Raw genomic sequence first — 15,278 nt, 5'->3', positions numbered from 1 at the left:
TTGCCAATTGCTCCATCCGTCTCGCTCGCGAACCCGTTTCAGGGATCAGATCACCAATCCCTGTTCAAGCTGTTAAGCGCCGCGCCGGAATGGATCAATCCTCGCGCGAAATCTTCTCGTTGCGCTCGTGGCTCTCCTGCGCCTCGAGCGTCATCGTCGCGATCGGCCGCGCCTCCAGCCGGCCCAGCGAGATCGGCTCGCCGGTCACCTCGCAATAACCGTATTCGCCCTCTTCGATACGGCGCAGCGCCGATTCGATCTTACTGATCAGCTTGCGCTGGCGATCACGCGTCCTGAGCTCGATCGACCAGTCGGTCTCGCTCGACGCACGATCGGCCAGATCGGCCTCACGCAAAGATTCGCTCTGCAACTGGGAGATCGTGCCCTGCGCCTCACGCAGGATCGCATCCTTCCAGTCGAGCAGCTTTTGGCGAAAATATTCGAGTTGCCGTTCATTCATGAACGGTTCGTCGGCGCTGGGACGATAACCGTCCTCCGCGGGCGCCGGCGGCGGCGGAATTTTTCCTGATTCGTCCACGCTTTTGAACACCGTAGCCATACATCCCTCCCGCGGGATCGAAGACGCCCGGCGTCGTTCTCATCCCGACCCTGCGGGGGCCTATAGCCATGCAGGCGAGCCGCCACAAGCAGCCGAAGACACGGTATGCCCGATTATCTCATGCTGCCCGAGGCACGGAAAAACGTCCCACCACGGCACGTTAACCATTTCAAACGGCGCACTTGTCCCGAAATCCGCCATTTGCCGGCCGAAACCGTAGTAAACGCGCTTGCACTTAAGGCTTTGTTCGCCCCTTGTCGGCATCAGGCGACGAAACGAAGCCGCGTCAGACGACTCGGCTCATCGTTCAGACAGGGAAGACAATTATGTCGGTGCGGATGGCCTTGGCGAAATTGTGCGCTTGCGCATGCGGCGGCGCGATTATCGGCGGCGGCGCCGTTCATGTCGCGGAGACCCATGCGGCGAATCGCGTCTCGATCAAGCGCCAGATCATCAAGCATGCGGTGGCGCGGCCGACGGTGCATCACGTTCGCAAGCGCGTCGTCACCAAAACCGAGACCGCCTGCCAGCCGCAGGTCGTCACCGTCACCTCGCAGGGCGCGCCGATCCCGCTGCCGCCGCAACCGGTGATCAGCGGCGGCGGCGGCACCGCGCCGGTGATCGTCGGCGGATCGGGCGGGTTCGGCGGCTTTGGCGGCGGCTTCTTCGCGGGTGGCTTCTTCGGCGGCGGATCGAGCGGCAGCATCGTGGTCTCCTCGACCTCGAGCGGGGGATCGACCTCGACCTCGAGCGGCGGTTCCAGCACCAGCACCGGCGGCTCCAGCACCAGCACGTCGAGCGGCGGATCGAGCTCGAGCACGTCTACCGGCGGATCGAGCACCAGTACGTCGAGCGGCAACGTCTCGAGCACGAGTTCGTCGAGCGGCAACGTGTCGTCCTCGACCAGTTCCTCGTCGTCGACCAGCTCTTCCTCATCGACCTCGTCGAGCACCAGTTCGTCCTCGTCGACCAGCTCGTCGTCGAACGGTTACGGATCGAGCAGCCACGGCTGGAGCACCAGCGGCGGCTGGCATCATGGCGGCCATCATCATCCCGGCTCGTCGGGCGGGCCGCCGCAGCCGGTGCCAGCGCCGCCGATGGTGCTGCTGTTCGGCGCTGCCGCCGCCGCGCTGGTCGCGCGCAAGCGCTTCGCCAACCGCAAGCAAGCGGCCGCCTGAATTTTTCGAGCAGCTCCGGGGGGAGGCGGGCCGGAGGCGACTCCGGCCCGCTAATTTCGTGATCCGCCGGCGGTCCGGTCTCCGGGCCGCTCGTGCTTCATCACCGTCGCCCGGGCGGGCTGGCGGTGATCCATGGATGCTGAAACAAGTTCAGCATGACACCGCGTCGGAGGCGGCCAGGACGTCAGGCGTTGACCAGCGCGATCTCGATTTCCCGGACGGGATGGCCGGTCAAATCCTTGTCGAGCTCGCCGATCAGGCGGGACGAGACTTCCTTGTGATAATGTTTGCGCAGCTCGCCCAGCGTGCGGGGCGGCGCGACCACGATCAGTTTCTCGAAATTGTTGGCCAGCGCGCGCTTGCGCAGGCGCTCCGCCGTCTCCGCCGCGAAGCGATCCTCCTCGAGCTGGTGGAAGTCGGTCTCTTCATAAGAGCTGCGGCCATTGCCGACGCTGGAGAAGCTGGTTCCCGGTCCATCGGTCGCCTGATCGCGATTGGGCGGATTGTCCTGCTCGCGAACCCGTTCGACGATCAGGTTGGGATAAGCCGCATCGCCATCATTCCTGAAAAACAGCATCTTGCGGCCATCGGCCACCACCACGAAGGCGTCATGGGGAACCTGCATGGGTTTTTCTCCTCGCTCGTTACATTCATGTGACCAACGCGCAGGATCGACACGGGGTTGCGCGCATTCGGCCGCCCGGTCATAGCGCCACGATGCACGACATCCGTTCCATCCGGGATAATCCCGACGCCTTCGACGCCGGCCTCGCCAAGCGTGGCCTGGCGCCCCGCGCCGCCGAACTGATCGCGCTCGACGAGCGCCGCCGCGCGCTGATTACCGAGATGCAGGCGAGCCAGGCGCGACGCAACGAAGCCTCGAAAGCGATCGGCGCGGCCAAGGCGCAGAAGGACGAAGCGACGGCGCAGGCGCTGATGGCCGAAGTCGCCACGCTCAAGGAAACGCTGCCGACACTGGAAGCCGACGAAAAGGCGCTGGGCGAGGAGCTGGAGAGCGCGCTCGCGGCGATCCCCAACCTGCCGCTCGGCGACGTGCCCGATGGCGCCGACGAGAACGACAATGTGCTGATCGCCGAGCACGGCGAGCCGCGCGCGTTCCCGTTCGAGGCCCGCGAGCACGATGCGATCGGCCCCGCGATGGGGATGGATTTCGAGACCGGGGTGAAGCTGGCCGGTGCGCGCTTCACCCTGCTCCGCGGGCCGGTGGCGCAGCTCTATCGCGCGCTCGGCCAGTTCATGCTGACGACGCTGGCGCGTGACCATGGCTACGAGCAGGTGGTGCCGCCGCTGCTGGTCCGCGACGAGGTGGCGTTCGGCACCGGGCAATTGCCCAAGTTCGCCGAGGATCTGTTCAAGACGACCGATGGCCGCTGGCTGATCTCGACCGCCGAGATGAGCCTGACCAACATCGTCCGCGAGCAAATCCTGAGCGAGGAGGAACTGCCGTTGCGCTTCGCCGCGCTGACGCCGTGCTTCCGGTCGGAAGCGGGTGCGGCGGGCCGCGATACGCGCGGGATGATCCGTCAACACCAGTTCGACAAGGTCGAGATGGTGTCGATCACCACGCCCGATCAGTCTGAGAGCGAGCACGAGCGGATGACCGCCTGCGCCGAGGGCATGCTGACCGCGCTGGGCCTGCCCTTCCGGCGGATGAAGCTGTGCACCGGCGACATGGGATTCTCGGCCGCGCGGACCTACGACCTCGAAGTATGGCTGCCGGGCCAGGGACGCTATCGCGAGATTTCGAGCTGCTCGACCTGCACCGATTTCCAGGCGCGGCGGATGAACGCGCGCTACCGCCCCGAGGGCGAGAAAGCGACGCGCTTCGTACATACGCTGAACGGGTCGGGGCTGGCGGTGGGCCGCACGCTGGTCGCGGTGCTGGAGAATTACCAGAACGAGGACGGGTCGGTAACGGCGCCCGAGGCGCTCAGGCCGTGGCTCGACGGGTTGGAGCGGATCGAGGCGGGGCGCTGACCCCAAGTCGTCACCCCGGACTTGTTCCGGGGTCCAACGAGCAACAAGCGTTACTGCCCGTCGATGGTTGGATGCCGGAACAAGTCCGGCATGACGAGTTAGTTATATCGCAAGCGTCAAGCGAGCTCGCCCTCGAGCCAGGACTTGAGGCGGCTCTTGGGCTCGGCGCCGACCTTGGTCGCGGCGGGCTGGCCGTTCTTGAACAGGATCATCGTCGGAATGCCGCGCACGCCGAACTTGCCAGGCGCCTCGGGATTGTCGTCGATGTTGAGCTTGGTGATCGTCACCTTCTCGCCGAGCTCGTCCGAAATCTCCTCGAGGCTGGGGCCGATCATCTTGCATGGGCCGCACCATTCCGCCCAGAAATCGACCAGCACGGGGCCATCGGCCTCGATCACGTCGGACTGGAAGCTGGCATCGGTGATCTTCTTGGTTGCCATCGAACTATCTCCTTCGCGATCTGATCTAGGCGCTGCGGTGACGCGTCTCAACCTCCCGTCGCCAAGCTTTGCTGCGCCTCCGCGAAGCCCGGCTTGTGAGCGGCGAGCAGCGCCTCGGGCAGGTCGAACAGCGCCGCGGTGGCAGTGTAGAGCAGCGCCGCCTCGATCCGCCGGCCGGGGAAGATCGCGGCGAGCGCCGCGGCATAAGCCGCCATCTGACGCAAGTGATAGGGCGGCACCGCGTCGCGCGAGGACGGCGCGCGGCGGCCGGTCTTGAAATCGATCAGGCGCACGCAATCGTCAGTCACCAGCAAGCGGTCGATCGTGCCGGAGACGACGACGCCATCGGCAACGACCGCCGCGATCGGTGCCTCGGCGAGCGAGTCGGGGCCGAACAGATCGGCGAAGCGCGGGTCTTCGAGGATCGTGAGAACGGTGGCGGCGATCTCCTGCCGCTCCCCGGCGTCGGCGATGCCGCCCGGCCCGGCGAGCCAGCGCGCGGCAGCGTCGGCGCGACGGTCGGGGTCGACCGGGGGCAGCCGCTCGAACAAGGCGTGGATCAGCCGTCCGCGCTCGGCCGCCACGCGCAACGCCGGCGACGGCGGCGGATCGGCGACATCGTCCGCGCCGAGCGACGATGGCGCCAACGGCCGCGGCGGACGCGATTCGACCGGCGCCGGGGCGTGCGCCCATGCCGGCACCGGGGTGGCCGGGGACGCGGCGGATGCCGTCGCTTGCACCATCGCGACCGGCCGCGGCGGCTCGATTCCCGCGAAGAGCCGCGCGTCATCCTCGGCCGCGGCGACGCCGAGCGCATCGAGCGCGCGATCGGCAGCGGCGTACCAGCTCGATGCCGGGACGTTGCCCTGCGCGCGCGGGCCGAGCGCGCCGGCGATGACCAATTGCTCCTCCGCGCGCGTCGCGGCGACGTAGAACAGGCGCCAATGCTCGGCGAGTTCGCTGCGGTCGATCGTCGCCAGCGACTCGTCGAGCGGCCCGCCGCGCTCGGCGGCGCGGGGGCGGAAGATCGGCACCCTGGGCGCTTCCGGCTCGATCGCCCAGCTCACGATACCGCGCGGCGCCGCGGCCGGATCGACGGTCGCATCGGCGAGGATGACGACCGGCGCCTGCAGGCCCTTGGCGCCATGCGCGGTCATGACGCGGACCGCATCAAGCGGGGCGGAAGGATCGCGCACGATCTCGACATCGCCGCGATCGAACCAGTCGAGGAAGAGTTGCAGCGACGGCGTCGACAGCGTCTCGAAATCGAGCGCGGCGCTGAGCAGTTCCTCGATCGGATCGCGCGCTTCCTCGCCAAGGCGGCGGATCAGCTTGCGGCGGCCATCGAGCGGGCCGGACAGCAGCTCCTCGAAGAATTGATAGGGCGTTGTGAGATCGGCGCGCGCGAGCATCGCCTCGAGCGGGGCGAGACTATCGGGCTGCGCCGTCTCGCGCAGGTGGCGCCAGAGGCTGCCGCGCCGATCGGGCGCAGCGGCATGCATCAATTGCTCCTGGCTCCAGCCGAGCAGCGGCGAGACGAGCAGATTGGCGAGCGAGAGATCGTCGTCGGGCTGCAGGACGAAGCGCGCGGCGGCAAGCAGATCCTGCACCGCGAGCGGGGCATTGAGGCGCAGGCGATCGACGCCGGCGACGGGCACGCCCTCGGCATAGAGCCGCGCGACGAGCAGCGAGGCGAGTTCGCCGCGCCGCTTGACGAGGATCATCACGTCTTCGGGACGGATCGGGCGGCCCCGGCTTTCGAGCATCGCGCCGCTATCGAGCCAGTGGCGAACGGTTTCGGCGATACGCCCGGCAAGGATGCGCGTGGCATCGCCCACCCAGCCTTCCTCATCCTCGTCATCGCCGCCGTCGGCCGCTGTCGTGACCGGCCAGAGCATCACCCTGCCCGGCCCCGGCACTTCGCTGGCATGTGCTTCGAGATCGCCGATATCGCCGAGCCCGGGATCGCCGATCGAGGCGATCGCGGCGTCGACGAATTCGAGCACAGGGCGCGTCGAGCGGAACGAATGCGTCAGCGACAAGCGGTTGAACGCCACCCCCTGCCCCGAATCGGAATCGAAGGCATCGCGCGCCTGCCGCTCGAAATGGCGCTCGGCCCAGCGGAAATAGATCGGATCGGTGCCCTGGAAGCCGAAGATCGCCTGTTTGAAATCGCCGACGGTGAACAAGGTGCGCGTCACCCCGGCGCGCGCGCCTTCACCGACGAAGAATTCCTCGGCGACACCCTCAATGATCTTCCATTGCTGGAGATTGGTATCCTGCGCCTCGTCGATCAGGATGTGATCGGTCGCCTGATCGAGCTTGTAGCGCACCCAGGCGCCGATGCCAGGCTGATCGAGCAAGGCGACGGTGGCGGCGATCAGATCATCGAAATCGACCGCGCCGATACGCCGCTTGGCCTGGGCATAAGCATTGGCATAGTCGCGCCCGACGATCAGCGCCTCGGCGAGCAGATCGGCATAGTCGGCCCGCTTGGCGAGCCCGATCAACTCGGTGCAACGCGCGCCCAGCGCCGCGGCGAGATCGACATAATCGGGCTCGGCATCGATCAGTTTGGCCGACGCCTTGCGCGCTTCGCCCTTGCCGGTGAGCGCAATTGCGGCGAGATCGCCGAGCCCGGCTGCTCGATCAGCCGGTGACGCCGCGAGCCATGTTTCGGCGAGATCGGCATATTTGCCGCCGGTCGCGGTGCCCCAGGCGCGATTGGCCGCGGCGATGCGCCTGAGCCCCACCACGTCGAACGCATCGTCGCCGCAGCAGCGTTCGATCTCGGCGGCGATGTCGCCCGGCGGCAGATCGAGCGCGCGGCGCAGATAAGGCTGGACGCCATCGCCGGCGGGCAGCGCCGCCATCGCGGCGGTGGCTTTCGCGCAGGCGGCGAGAAACGCTTCCGCCCCGCCCTCGCCGAGCCGGACGCTGAGCGCGCCGATCGCCTTGACGGGTCGCTCGCGGCCCTCTCGCTCGGCATCGACGAGCATCTCGGCAAGCGCCTCGCGCACCAGCACCGCTTCCTCGCGCGCCTCGAGCGGCCGGAAGCCGGGGACCAGCCCCGCCTCGAGCGGAAAGGCGGCGAGCAGGCTCTGGCAGAAACCGTGGATCGTCGAGATGCGGATGCCGCCGCCCGGCGCGTCGAGCACCTTGGCGAACAGGGTACGCGCCAGCGCCCGCTGCTCCGGCCCACCATCCTCGCCGAGCGCTTGGAGATCGCGGAACAGCGGCTCATCCTTCATCCGCACCCAGGCGGCGAGGCGGCGGCTGATCCGCCCGGCCATTTCCGCCGCGCCGGCCTTGGTGAAAGTGAGGCACAGGATCGCCCCCGGATCGACGCCACGCAGCAACAAGCGAAACACGCGCGCAGCGAGCACCTGCGTCTTGCCGGTGCCGGCCGAGGCCGACAGCCAGACATGCGCATCGGGCCGGCTGGCGGCGGCCTGGTTCCCGGTCAGCGCCGGCAACGCGGAAGGCGCGCGGCGCTCAGCCACGGCCATACCATTCGTCGAGCCGCATCAACTGGTCGTATTCGGCATAAGGCGCATATTCGGGATGGAGCTTGGCCTTGAACGGCGCGTCGCCGGTCAGCCAGGTTGCCGCGGCGTCAGCGAAATGGCCCACGGCGACGGCGACGAAATCGTCAGTCGGCACCTTGTTGTACTTGCCGTTGGGATCGACCGGGCTTTCGATATAGCCGAACGCATCGCGCTTCTTGCCGAGCGACCAGTAATCGAAGGCGGTGGCGCGCCCTTCGATGCCGTCGAAGCCGCCGCGTTCGGCGATCGCGCCGATCAGGCCGAGCTGCAGGCTGAACCCGGCCGCGACCGCGCGCGACGAGGGCGGCTTGCCGGTCTTGTAATCGACCACGCCGAGGCCGCCATCCGGCAGGCGATCGATGCGATCGGCCTTGCCGGTGAGCAGCACACCCGCGATCTCCGCCTTGCCGGCGGCTTCGGCAGCGATCACCCGGCGACCCTCGGCCTGCTGCGCCGCCATCTCGGTAGCGATCCAGTCGATCGCTTCGAGCAGGCGCGGCTGCCACAAGGCGCGCAGCATCGGATGGGTGCGCGCATCGGCCATCATCGCCAGCGCGCGTTGGGCGAGCTTGCCCGGATCGCAACCGTCCTGCTTCGCCCAGGCTTCGAGGATCGCATGCACCGCCGTGCCGCGCCATGCCGCGCTGGGATCGGCATCGACCGGATCGAGCGCCGCCAGCCCGAGCACGCGGCGCGCATAGAAAGCGAACGGATCGGCCTTGAGGCGATCGACCTCGGTCACCGACAGGCGCTGCGGCCGCCATTGCGGCGGGACGACCGGCTCCGGGCGCGCGGCGGGAGCATGATCGCGAGGCGTATCGAGCTGGCGTGTCCAGCTTTCCAGCGCCGCATCGGTCGCCAAGCCCCCCGACATCGCCTCGAGCCGGAGCCATAAGCGCGAGGCGATCGCCGGCGCGCGCGCATCGCGGCGCGCGCGCGTCACAAGCACTTGCGGCGCGCCGAGCGCACCGGCGAGATCGTGCGCGGCAAGCCCGACCTGGTGATCGAGCGCGGGCAGGCCGAGCTCGGCACGGATGCGCGGCGCAAGCCACGGATCGGGCGCGGCCTGCGCCGGCCACACGCCCTCGTTGAGGCCGCCGAGCACCATCAGGTCGGCGGTCTGCAACCGCGCCTCGATCAGGCCGTAGATCGCGAGGCGCGGATGGCCACCCTGCGGCGGACGCACGGCGACCTCGCTCATCAGCGTGGTCAGCAGCGGCCCGAGGGCTTCGGGCGCGACCGTTGCCGGCCCGGCCCCCGCTTCGGCTTCGAGATCGCCGAACAGATCGGCCAGCGCGCGGCCGGCCGGCTCCGCCCACAAGGCATCGCCGCACAGCGCGCTCGCCGCCTCCCGAATGGCCGCCAGCAGCGCGGGTAGCGGCCGGGCGCCGTCACCGAACGCGGCTTCGAGCGGCGCGAGCAGCGCGCGCGCTTCCGGCCACCAGCGCGCCGCCGCCTTGCGAGTGCGCCAATCGCGCGCCTCGGGATCGGCGAGGTGAGCGTCGATGCCGTCGAGCCCCGGCGCCGGACGGGGGCCGCGCAGCGCGAGATCGAGCGCCCGCGCGCCGTCCAGCCACGCCAGCCGCGCCTCGCCCTGCCGGACCAGCGGATGCTTGACCAGCGCCAGCAACGCGGTGGGCGCGAAGCGTTGCGCCACAGCTTCGGCCAGCGCGGCGATCAGCGTGCCGGGAGGAAGGATCGACAAGGGGCAGCCGGCGGTATCGTCGATCGCGATGTTCCAGCGCGCGCAATGCGCCGCCACCCGCCGCGCGAGGCCGCGATCGGGCGTTACCAGCGCCGCCGTCCGGCCGTCGGTTTCCAGCGTTTCGCGCAGCTTGAGCGCGATCGCCTGCGCTTCCTCGGCCGGCGTCGCCAGCTCGGCCGCCGTCACGCCGGACAGCCGCCGCGCCTCGGCGGGCAGGCTGGTCCATTTGCCGGTGAATGCCGCCGGGGCGAGCGCGTTCTCGACCGCGCGGCCGCGCACGGCGCCAGCATCATGCCCACCGCCTTCGCGCCATGTCACGACCTCGTCGCGGTTGATGCCCATGCGATCGAGCAGCAGCTTGAGGTGGAATTGCGGATGCGTCTCGATCGGTCGCGAGCGGCGGCCGGTCACGGGGTCGGGATCGTGGGGGCCGAGCGCCTGCCATTCGGCTTCGTCCATCTCGACCGCGAGGCCGGGCAGGACGACGAGGCCGCGCGGCATCTCGCTGACCACGCGCAGCAGCCGCGCGACGGCGGGAACCGCGGTGGTGATGCCGGCCGCGCAGACGAAACCGGGCGGGGGCGTAGCGCGCCATCGGATCGCGAGCCGCCGCATCAAGCGGGCGCGCCGATCGGCGAGATCGATCGCGCCGCGCCGGGCAAGCTCCGCCGGCCAGCGATCGAGGACGATGGTGAACAGGTCCAGCGCGCGCGCCCAATGGCCCGAGAGATCCTCGCCGAGATCGAGCGTGCGCAAGCGGCGCGGGTCGACCTCCTCGGCCAGCAACTGATCGAGCGTGCGGCCGAGCTCGCTGGCGAGCCGCACCGCCTCGCCGCCATCGACCGGCTGACCGGCGCGCGTGCGTTCCTCGCTGACCAGCCGCGCCAGGATCATCCGTCGTGCGAGCGGCGCGATCGCCGGCGGAACCGGATCGGGGTCGTCGGCCGGATCGAGCGCGGCACCGACTGCCTCGTCGATCTCCGGATCGCCGATCGCGACGAGGCGCGGCAGCAGCAGTCCGCCCTCGCTGGCGCGAACGAAGGCGTCGCTGACGGCGCGCTTGGCGCGATTGTTCGGCAGCAGCACGAGCCCGCGCGCCAACGCCATGCGATCCTTGCCGAAACGACGAATCAGCCCATGCGCGAGCGCGTCGGCAAAAGCACGGTGGGCGGGAATGGTGTAGACGGCGGGACCGGGCACCGGCGCACCCTACTCACCTGATCCCCGCCCGCAAGGGGCGCGGCGAAGCAGGAGAGGTTTTCCGAACCGCCAGTCCAGCAGCGACAGCTTCAATCGCCCGCGAGCATCGCCTCGGTCGCCTTGATCGCAGGCGGCGAGCCGACGTCGAACCACAGGCCTTCATGGACGAAGCCATAGGCACGCCCCGCGTCGATCGCGCGTTCCCAGAACAGCCGCGTCGAGAACGGCCCCTCGGGCCAATCGGCGATCACGCGCGGCGACAGGATCTGCACGCCGGTATAGACGAACGGCGCGAGCCGGCCGGGCTTGCGCCAGCCGGTGATGCGGCCCTGCGCGTCGAGGTGGAAATCGCCCTGCCCGCCATGATTGTTGGCGCGTGCCAGCGGCACCAGCAGCAGCAGCGCGTCCATCTTCGCATCGTCCCAGGCGGCAGCGAGCGCGCGGATCGCGTCGGTCGGGCCGTCGAGCCAGAGATTGTCGCTGTTGACGACGAGGAACGGCTCGTCGCCGAGCAAGGCGCGCGCCTGGACGAGGCCGCCGCCGGTTTCCATCAGCCGGCCGCGCTCGTCGGAAATAACCAGCTCGATATCCTTCGCGTGGTTGCGCAGATGCGCCTCCATCGCGTCGGCGAGATAATGGACGTTGACCACCGCACGCTTGACGCCGGCCGCGCGCAGGCGATCGAACACGTGATCGATCAACGCCTTGCCGGCGACCTTGATGAGCGGCTTTGGCCGCGTCGCGGTCAACGGCCGCATCCGCTTGCCGAGCCCGGCGGCCATCACCATCGCCGTTTGGGGCACTTTGCCGCCGGGATCGGGCCGGATCGCGAGCGTGCGCTTGGTGGTCATCGCGTGCCGATCTCCATCGGGTTGCCGCGCCGCGCAGGCGGCACATTGGCATCGAACCATGCCTTGACGCTGGCAAGCTCGGGCACGGCGAGATCGGCCTCGAGGTAGCGCCAGACGCGCGGGCACATCGCGGCGTAGCGCGGCTTGCCGTCGCGTTTCCACAGCCGGGTGAAGATGCCGATGATCTTCGCGTTGCGCTGCGCGCCGAGCACGCGATAGGCGGCGACGAAATCGTCCCCCGCCCCGGTTTCGGCACAATAGCGGGCGAGCATCGCGGCCTCGATCTCGGGCTCGACGTCGCGCCGCGCGTCTTGCAGCAGCGAGACCAGATCGTAGGCGCGATGCCCGGCGAGCGCATCCTGGAAATCGAGCAGCCCGAGGCCGCCGCCTTCGATCAGCATCAGGTTTTCGGCATGATAATCGCGCAGCACCGTGACGGGGTGTTGCGTATCGGCGACGAGATCGAATGCCGATGCCCATGCCTCGCGATAGTCCGATGAATCGACATCGAGCCCGACGGCGGGGCAATACCAGTCGACCAACAGCCCCGCCTCGCGATCGAGCTCGGCGCGATTGTACGGGCGCAGCGGCCCGGCTTCGTGCTTGTGCAGCGCGACCAGCAGATCGATCGCCTCGGCATAGAGCGCTTCGCCGCGCGCCGGATCGGCATCGACCGTCTCGCGCATTCTTACGTCGCCGAAATCCTCCAGCAGCACCAGCCCGCGATCGAGATCGGCGGCAAGGATCGCCGGCGCCGCGAAGCCGCGTTCGTGCAGCCAGCACGCCACGTCGACGAACGGCCGCGGATTCTCGTGCGGCGGCGGCGCATCCATCAGCACGGCGCGCCGGCCGCCATCGCTGACCCGGAAATAGCGACGGAACGAGGCGTCGCCGGCGAGCGGCGCGATGGCCGCGCCGGCCCAGCCATGCGTGTCGAGGAAATCGGCCGCATCGGCCGGCGGAGTCATATCGATCGCCATCGCGCTTCCCATGACGGCGGCACGCGCGCTGTCAAGACGCGCGCGCCGTCCGGTTCGATCGCGAGGGTCAGCGCGAGCGCATCCTGCCAGTCGCCGCCATGTTCGGGCCATTCGACCACCAGCAGCGCATCCCAGCGCGCGTCATCGAGCCCGAGCTCGTCGAGCTCCGACGGATCGTCCAGCCGGTAGAGATCGACGTGCAGCACGGCGAACCGCACCTCGGGCGGATCGTACGGCTGGACGATCGCAAAGCTGGGGCTCGGCGCCTCGCCCGCAAGCCCGAGCGCGCCGAGCAACCCGCGCGCGATGCTGGTCTTGCCGGCGCCGAGCGGGCCCGAAAGCGTGATGACGTCGCCGATGCGCGCCGCCGCGGCGAGGCGCGCGCCGAACGCCTCGCTGGCGGCGGGATCGGGAAGCCTCACGCCCCGCTGGATCATCGACGCGGCAGTTCGACGGCGATCATCGTCCCCTCGCCCGGCTCCGAATAAAGCGCGATCGTTCCGCCATGCGCCTCGACGACGCGCTTGGCGAGCGGCAGGCCCAGCCCGAGCGCGGGCTCTCCCGTCGCGGTCAGCCCCGGCCGCGCGAAGCGATCGAACGCGCCTTTCGCCGCGTCGGCATCGAGGCCGGGGCCGTTGTCCGACACCACCAGCCGCGCCCGATCGGGCGTGCCGTCGCCATGGAGCAGGATGCGGCCTTCCTCCGGCGTCGTCGCGATGGCATGGCGCAGCAAGTTCTCGACCACCTGCTGCAACCGCCGGCCGTCGCCATCGACCTCGCCGAGGCTCGGCGCCAGATCGATCACGAAGTCGAGCCGGTTGCGCTCGACCAGCGGCGCGACGGCATCGGCGGCGGTGCGCGAGATCCGTGTCAGATCGACCGCCGACCGCTCGAGCTCCGGCGTTTCGCCCTGCTGGGTCAGATCGAGCACCTCGTCGATCAACGTGCCGAGCCGCGCCGACGAATCGAGGATCGCCTCGACATAGGCCTTGCCCGATGCCGACAGATCGCCGGCATAACCACCGTGCAGCATCTCGGCGAATCCGCTGATCGAGGTGAGCGGGGTGCGCAATTCGTAGCTCATGTTGGCGACGAATGCGGTCTTGACCTTGTCCGCCGCCTCGAGCGCCTCGGCGCGATCGCGCAGCGCGCGTTCGATGCGGCGGCTGTCGGTGATGTCGAGCATCGTGAACAGCGCGTTGCCATCGGGCAGCGGCACCGCGGCGAACTCGAAATGCCGCCCGTCGGCGAAGGCGACACGCCCACCGCGCTGCTGACGCTCCACGGTCGCCGAGCGCACGAGATCGCCGATCAGCGCCGCGCGCTCGGGATTGCCGAGGCTCGCCGTTGCCGCCTCGGCCAGCGTATCGACGCGCGGATGACCAGCGAGGAACTCGTCATCGAACCCCCAGGTGCGGGCGAAGCGCGTGTTCCACAATTGCAGCCGGCCGTCGGCGGCGAACACGCCCAGCGCCTCGAACAGATTGTCGAACGTGGCGGTGCGCACCCGCAGCAGCGTATCGCGCGCGCTGGCGAGTTGGACCTGCTCGGTGCGATCCTCGAACACCAGCAGCAGGCCACCGTCAGGGAGCGGCTGCGCGAGCAGGCGGATGTGCTTGCCGCCGGCGAGATGCCAGTTCTCCTCGACCGCACCGGCGGCCGTAAACCATTCATGCCGCTCGCTTTTCCAGGTCGGAAAGTCGCGCACTTCGGGTAGGCGGTTGGTCTCTCGCATCCGTTCGAGCACGCGATCGAACTCGGGCTTGTCGGCGATCCATTCGCGGCGCATCGCGAACAGGCGGCGGAACGCCTCGTTGCAGAACACCAATGTGCGATCGACGGCGAATTGCGCGACGCCGGCCGACAGCCGATCGAGCATCGTCCGCTGCGCCTCGGCGAAGCGACGGATACCACCACGCGCCTGTTCGAGTTCCTCGATATCGACCGCGAAACCGGCGACGCCGCCGGTCGGCAGCGGCACGTCGTAAATGCACAGCATCCGGCGCGCGCCGCCGATCGTCGCGGGCATCGCCTGCTGGTGCATCCCGCCACTGTCGCGCGCGGCGGCAGCGCCGGCGAGCGGACCGCCGAGCCCTGCCGCCTCGACAAGCTCGGTGCCGCGCGCGATCACATCATCGGCATTGTTCGCCTCGACCGCGTCGACATAGGCCGAATTGACCATCGCCAGCCTGAGATCGGGGCCGCGATACCACATCGGCAACGGCGCCGCCTCGATCAGCCCGGTGAGCGACTGAAACGCCGCCTCAAGCCGCGCGTTCTCGGCTTCGAGGCGGTGGATTTCCTGCTGGGTCTCGGTGGCATCGAAGACCCAGAGAACGACCGCTTCGCGACCGTCCCCTTCAAGCGGAACCCGTTGCCCCCGGATCATCAGCGCGCGTGGCGAGCCCTGCGGGCTCAGAGCCAGGGAAAACGCGCGGCCCGATCGTTGCGTTGCCGCCACCTTCTCTTCGAGTGTTCGGAGATCATCTGCGTTAAGACCGGCGTCGGCCGCCGACAGATCGGCCAGATAGCGTGGCGGCTGCGTCAGCCCCAGCCAGTCTGCCAGGAGGCCCGACATCACGAGCCGCCCATCGCTGCGGACGATCAACGGCTGCGCTGGCGAGGACGCCGAAAGCGTCTCCTGATCGGCATGCCCGCCCGCGCGGATCGCCGCCGCTTTCCGCGCGAACAGGCCGACGAACAACGCCCACACCGCCGCCGCTAGCAGAAGAGCGAGTATCACGCCGGCGATTACCGCATTCGTGACGTTGATGACCTGACTCCGTCGTTGTCACACCTCGAGACCGAGGCAGATGAGT

General features: G+C 69.1%; 12 protein-coding genes. 2 read left to right on the top strand and 10 right to left on the bottom strand.

The window, feature by feature from the left end; genetic code table 11:
- Positions 1–94: 94 nt before the first annotated feature.
- Both dksA and K7G81_RS03465 read right to left on the bottom strand, forming a co-directional pair.
- Positions 95–559 (bottom strand): RNA polymerase-binding protein DksA, encoded by a 465-nt coding sequence (gene dksA, locus K7G81_RS03470; RefSeq protein ID WP_223029317.1) that lies wholly within the window; start codon positions 557–559, stop codon positions 95–97.
- Between the two features lie 484 nt (positions 560–1,043).
- Positions 1,044–1,511, bottom strand: coding sequence for a hypothetical protein (locus K7G81_RS03465; RefSeq protein WP_369412018.1), 468 nt, complete (start codon positions 1,509–1,511; stop codon positions 1,044–1,046).
- On the opposite strand from K7G81_RS03465, the gene K7G81_RS03460 reads away from it, so the two are divergent.
- Complete coding sequence (locus K7G81_RS03460; RefSeq protein ID WP_223029316.1) at positions 1,450–1,737, top strand: hypothetical protein; 288 nt, start codon at positions 1,450–1,452, stop codon at positions 1,735–1,737. The genes K7G81_RS03465 and K7G81_RS03460 overlap by 62 nt on opposite strands.
- Positions 1,738–1,921: 184 nt before the next feature.
- Here the strand turns inward: K7G81_RS03460 and K7G81_RS03455 are convergent, their stop codons facing one another.
- Entirely contained in the window at positions 1,922–2,362 is a 441-nt protein-coding gene (locus K7G81_RS03455; RefSeq protein ID WP_223029315.1) for a host attachment family protein, read from the bottom strand.
- Between the two features lie 92 nt (positions 2,363–2,454).
- Here K7G81_RS03455 and serS point away from each other — a divergent pair, with 92 nt between their 5' ends.
- Positions 2,455–3,735 (top strand): serine--tRNA ligase, encoded by a 1,281-nt coding sequence (gene serS, locus K7G81_RS03450; protein WP_223029314.1) that lies wholly within the window; start codon positions 2,455–2,457, stop codon positions 3,733–3,735.
- A 116-nt stretch (positions 3,736–3,851) separates the two neighbouring features.
- Here the strand turns inward: serS and trxA are convergent, their stop codons facing one another.
- The 7 genes from trxA to K7G81_RS03415 all read right to left on the bottom strand — a co-directional run bounded on the left by trxA (position 3,852) and on the right by K7G81_RS03415 (position 15,199).
- The gene (trxA, locus tag K7G81_RS03445) at positions 3,852–4,175 is read right to left on the bottom strand and encodes a thioredoxin TrxA (RefSeq protein ID WP_223029313.1); all 324 of its coding nucleotides are present in this window, start codon (positions 4,173–4,175) and stop codon (positions 3,852–3,854) included.
- Between the two features lie 47 nt (positions 4,176–4,222).
- A complete protein-coding gene (gene addA, locus K7G81_RS03440) occupies positions 4,223–7,684 on the bottom strand; it encodes a double-strand break repair helicase AddA (RefSeq protein ID WP_223029312.1) in 3,462 nt (1,153 codons plus the stop codon).
- Positions 7,671–10,628, bottom strand: a complete 2,958-nt coding sequence (addB, locus tag K7G81_RS03435; RefSeq protein ID WP_223029311.1) for a double-strand break repair protein AddB — start codon at positions 10,626–10,628, stop codon at positions 7,671–7,673. Before addB ends, addA begins: the two co-directional genes overlap by 14 nt.
- Before the next feature lie 89 nt (positions 10,629–10,717).
- Positions 10,718–11,479, bottom strand: coding sequence for a nucleotidyltransferase family protein (locus tag K7G81_RS03430; RefSeq protein ID WP_223029310.1), 762 nt, complete (start codon positions 11,477–11,479; stop codon positions 10,718–10,720).
- Positions 11,476–12,447 (bottom strand): aminoglycoside phosphotransferase family protein, encoded by a 972-nt coding sequence (locus K7G81_RS03425; RefSeq protein WP_223029505.1) that lies wholly within the window; start codon positions 12,445–12,447, stop codon positions 11,476–11,478. Before K7G81_RS03425 ends, K7G81_RS03430 begins: the two co-directional genes overlap by 4 nt.
- Positions 12,444–12,896, bottom strand: a complete 453-nt coding sequence (tsaE, locus tag K7G81_RS03420; RefSeq protein ID WP_223029309.1) for a tRNA (adenosine(37)-N6)-threonylcarbamoyltransferase complex ATPase subunit type 1 TsaE — start codon at positions 12,894–12,896, stop codon at positions 12,444–12,446. The genes K7G81_RS03425 and tsaE overlap by 4 nt, the downstream gene beginning before the upstream one ends.
- On the bottom strand, positions 12,893–15,199 hold the full coding sequence (locus K7G81_RS03415; RefSeq protein ID WP_223029504.1) for a sensor histidine kinase: 2,307 nt from the start codon (positions 15,197–15,199) through the stop codon (positions 12,893–12,895). Before K7G81_RS03415 ends, tsaE begins: the two co-directional genes overlap by 4 nt.
- Between the last annotated feature and the right edge of the window lie 79 nt (positions 15,200–15,278).

This window comes from Hephaestia mangrovi (assembly GCF_019880555.1).
GTDB classification, from domain to species: domain Bacteria; phylum Pseudomonadota; class Alphaproteobacteria; order Sphingomonadales; family Sphingomonadaceae; genus Sphingomonas; species Sphingomonas mangrovi.
The sequence above is the reverse complement of the archived record's forward strand: the minus strand, read 5'-3'. Positions and strand labels throughout refer to the sequence as shown.

What these genes read in the sequence shown, in the direction of transcription:
- dksA (WP_223029317.1), bottom strand. Translation starts at nt 559, where the DNA reads ATGGCTACGGTGTTCAAAAGCGTGGACGAATCAGGAAAAATTCCGCCG.
- K7G81_RS03455 (WP_223029315.1), bottom strand. Translation starts at nt 2,362, where the DNA reads ATGCAGGTTCCCCATGACGCCTTCGTGGTGGTGGCCGATGGCCGCAAG.
- serS (WP_223029314.1), top strand. Translation starts at nt 2,455, where the DNA reads ATGCACGACATCCGTTCCATCCGGGATAATCCCGACGCCTTCGACGCC.
- trxA (WP_223029313.1), bottom strand. Translation starts at nt 4,175, where the DNA reads ATGGCAACCAAGAAGATCACCGATGCCAGCTTCCAGTCCGACGTGATC.
- addA (WP_223029312.1), bottom strand. Translation starts at nt 7,684, where the DNA reads ATGGCCGTGGCTGAGCGCCGCGCGCCTTCCGCGTTGCCGGCGCTGACC.
- K7G81_RS03430 (WP_223029310.1), bottom strand. Translation starts at nt 11,479, where the DNA reads ATGACCACCAAGCGCACGCTCGCGATCCGGCCCGATCCCGGCGGCAAA.
- K7G81_RS03425 (WP_223029505.1), bottom strand. Translation starts at nt 12,447, where the DNA reads ATGACTCCGCCGGCCGATGCGGCCGATTTCCTCGACACGCATGGCTGG.
- tsaE (WP_223029309.1), bottom strand. Translation starts at nt 12,896, where the DNA reads ATGATCCAGCGGGGCGTGAGGCTTCCCGATCCCGCCGCCAGCGAGGCG.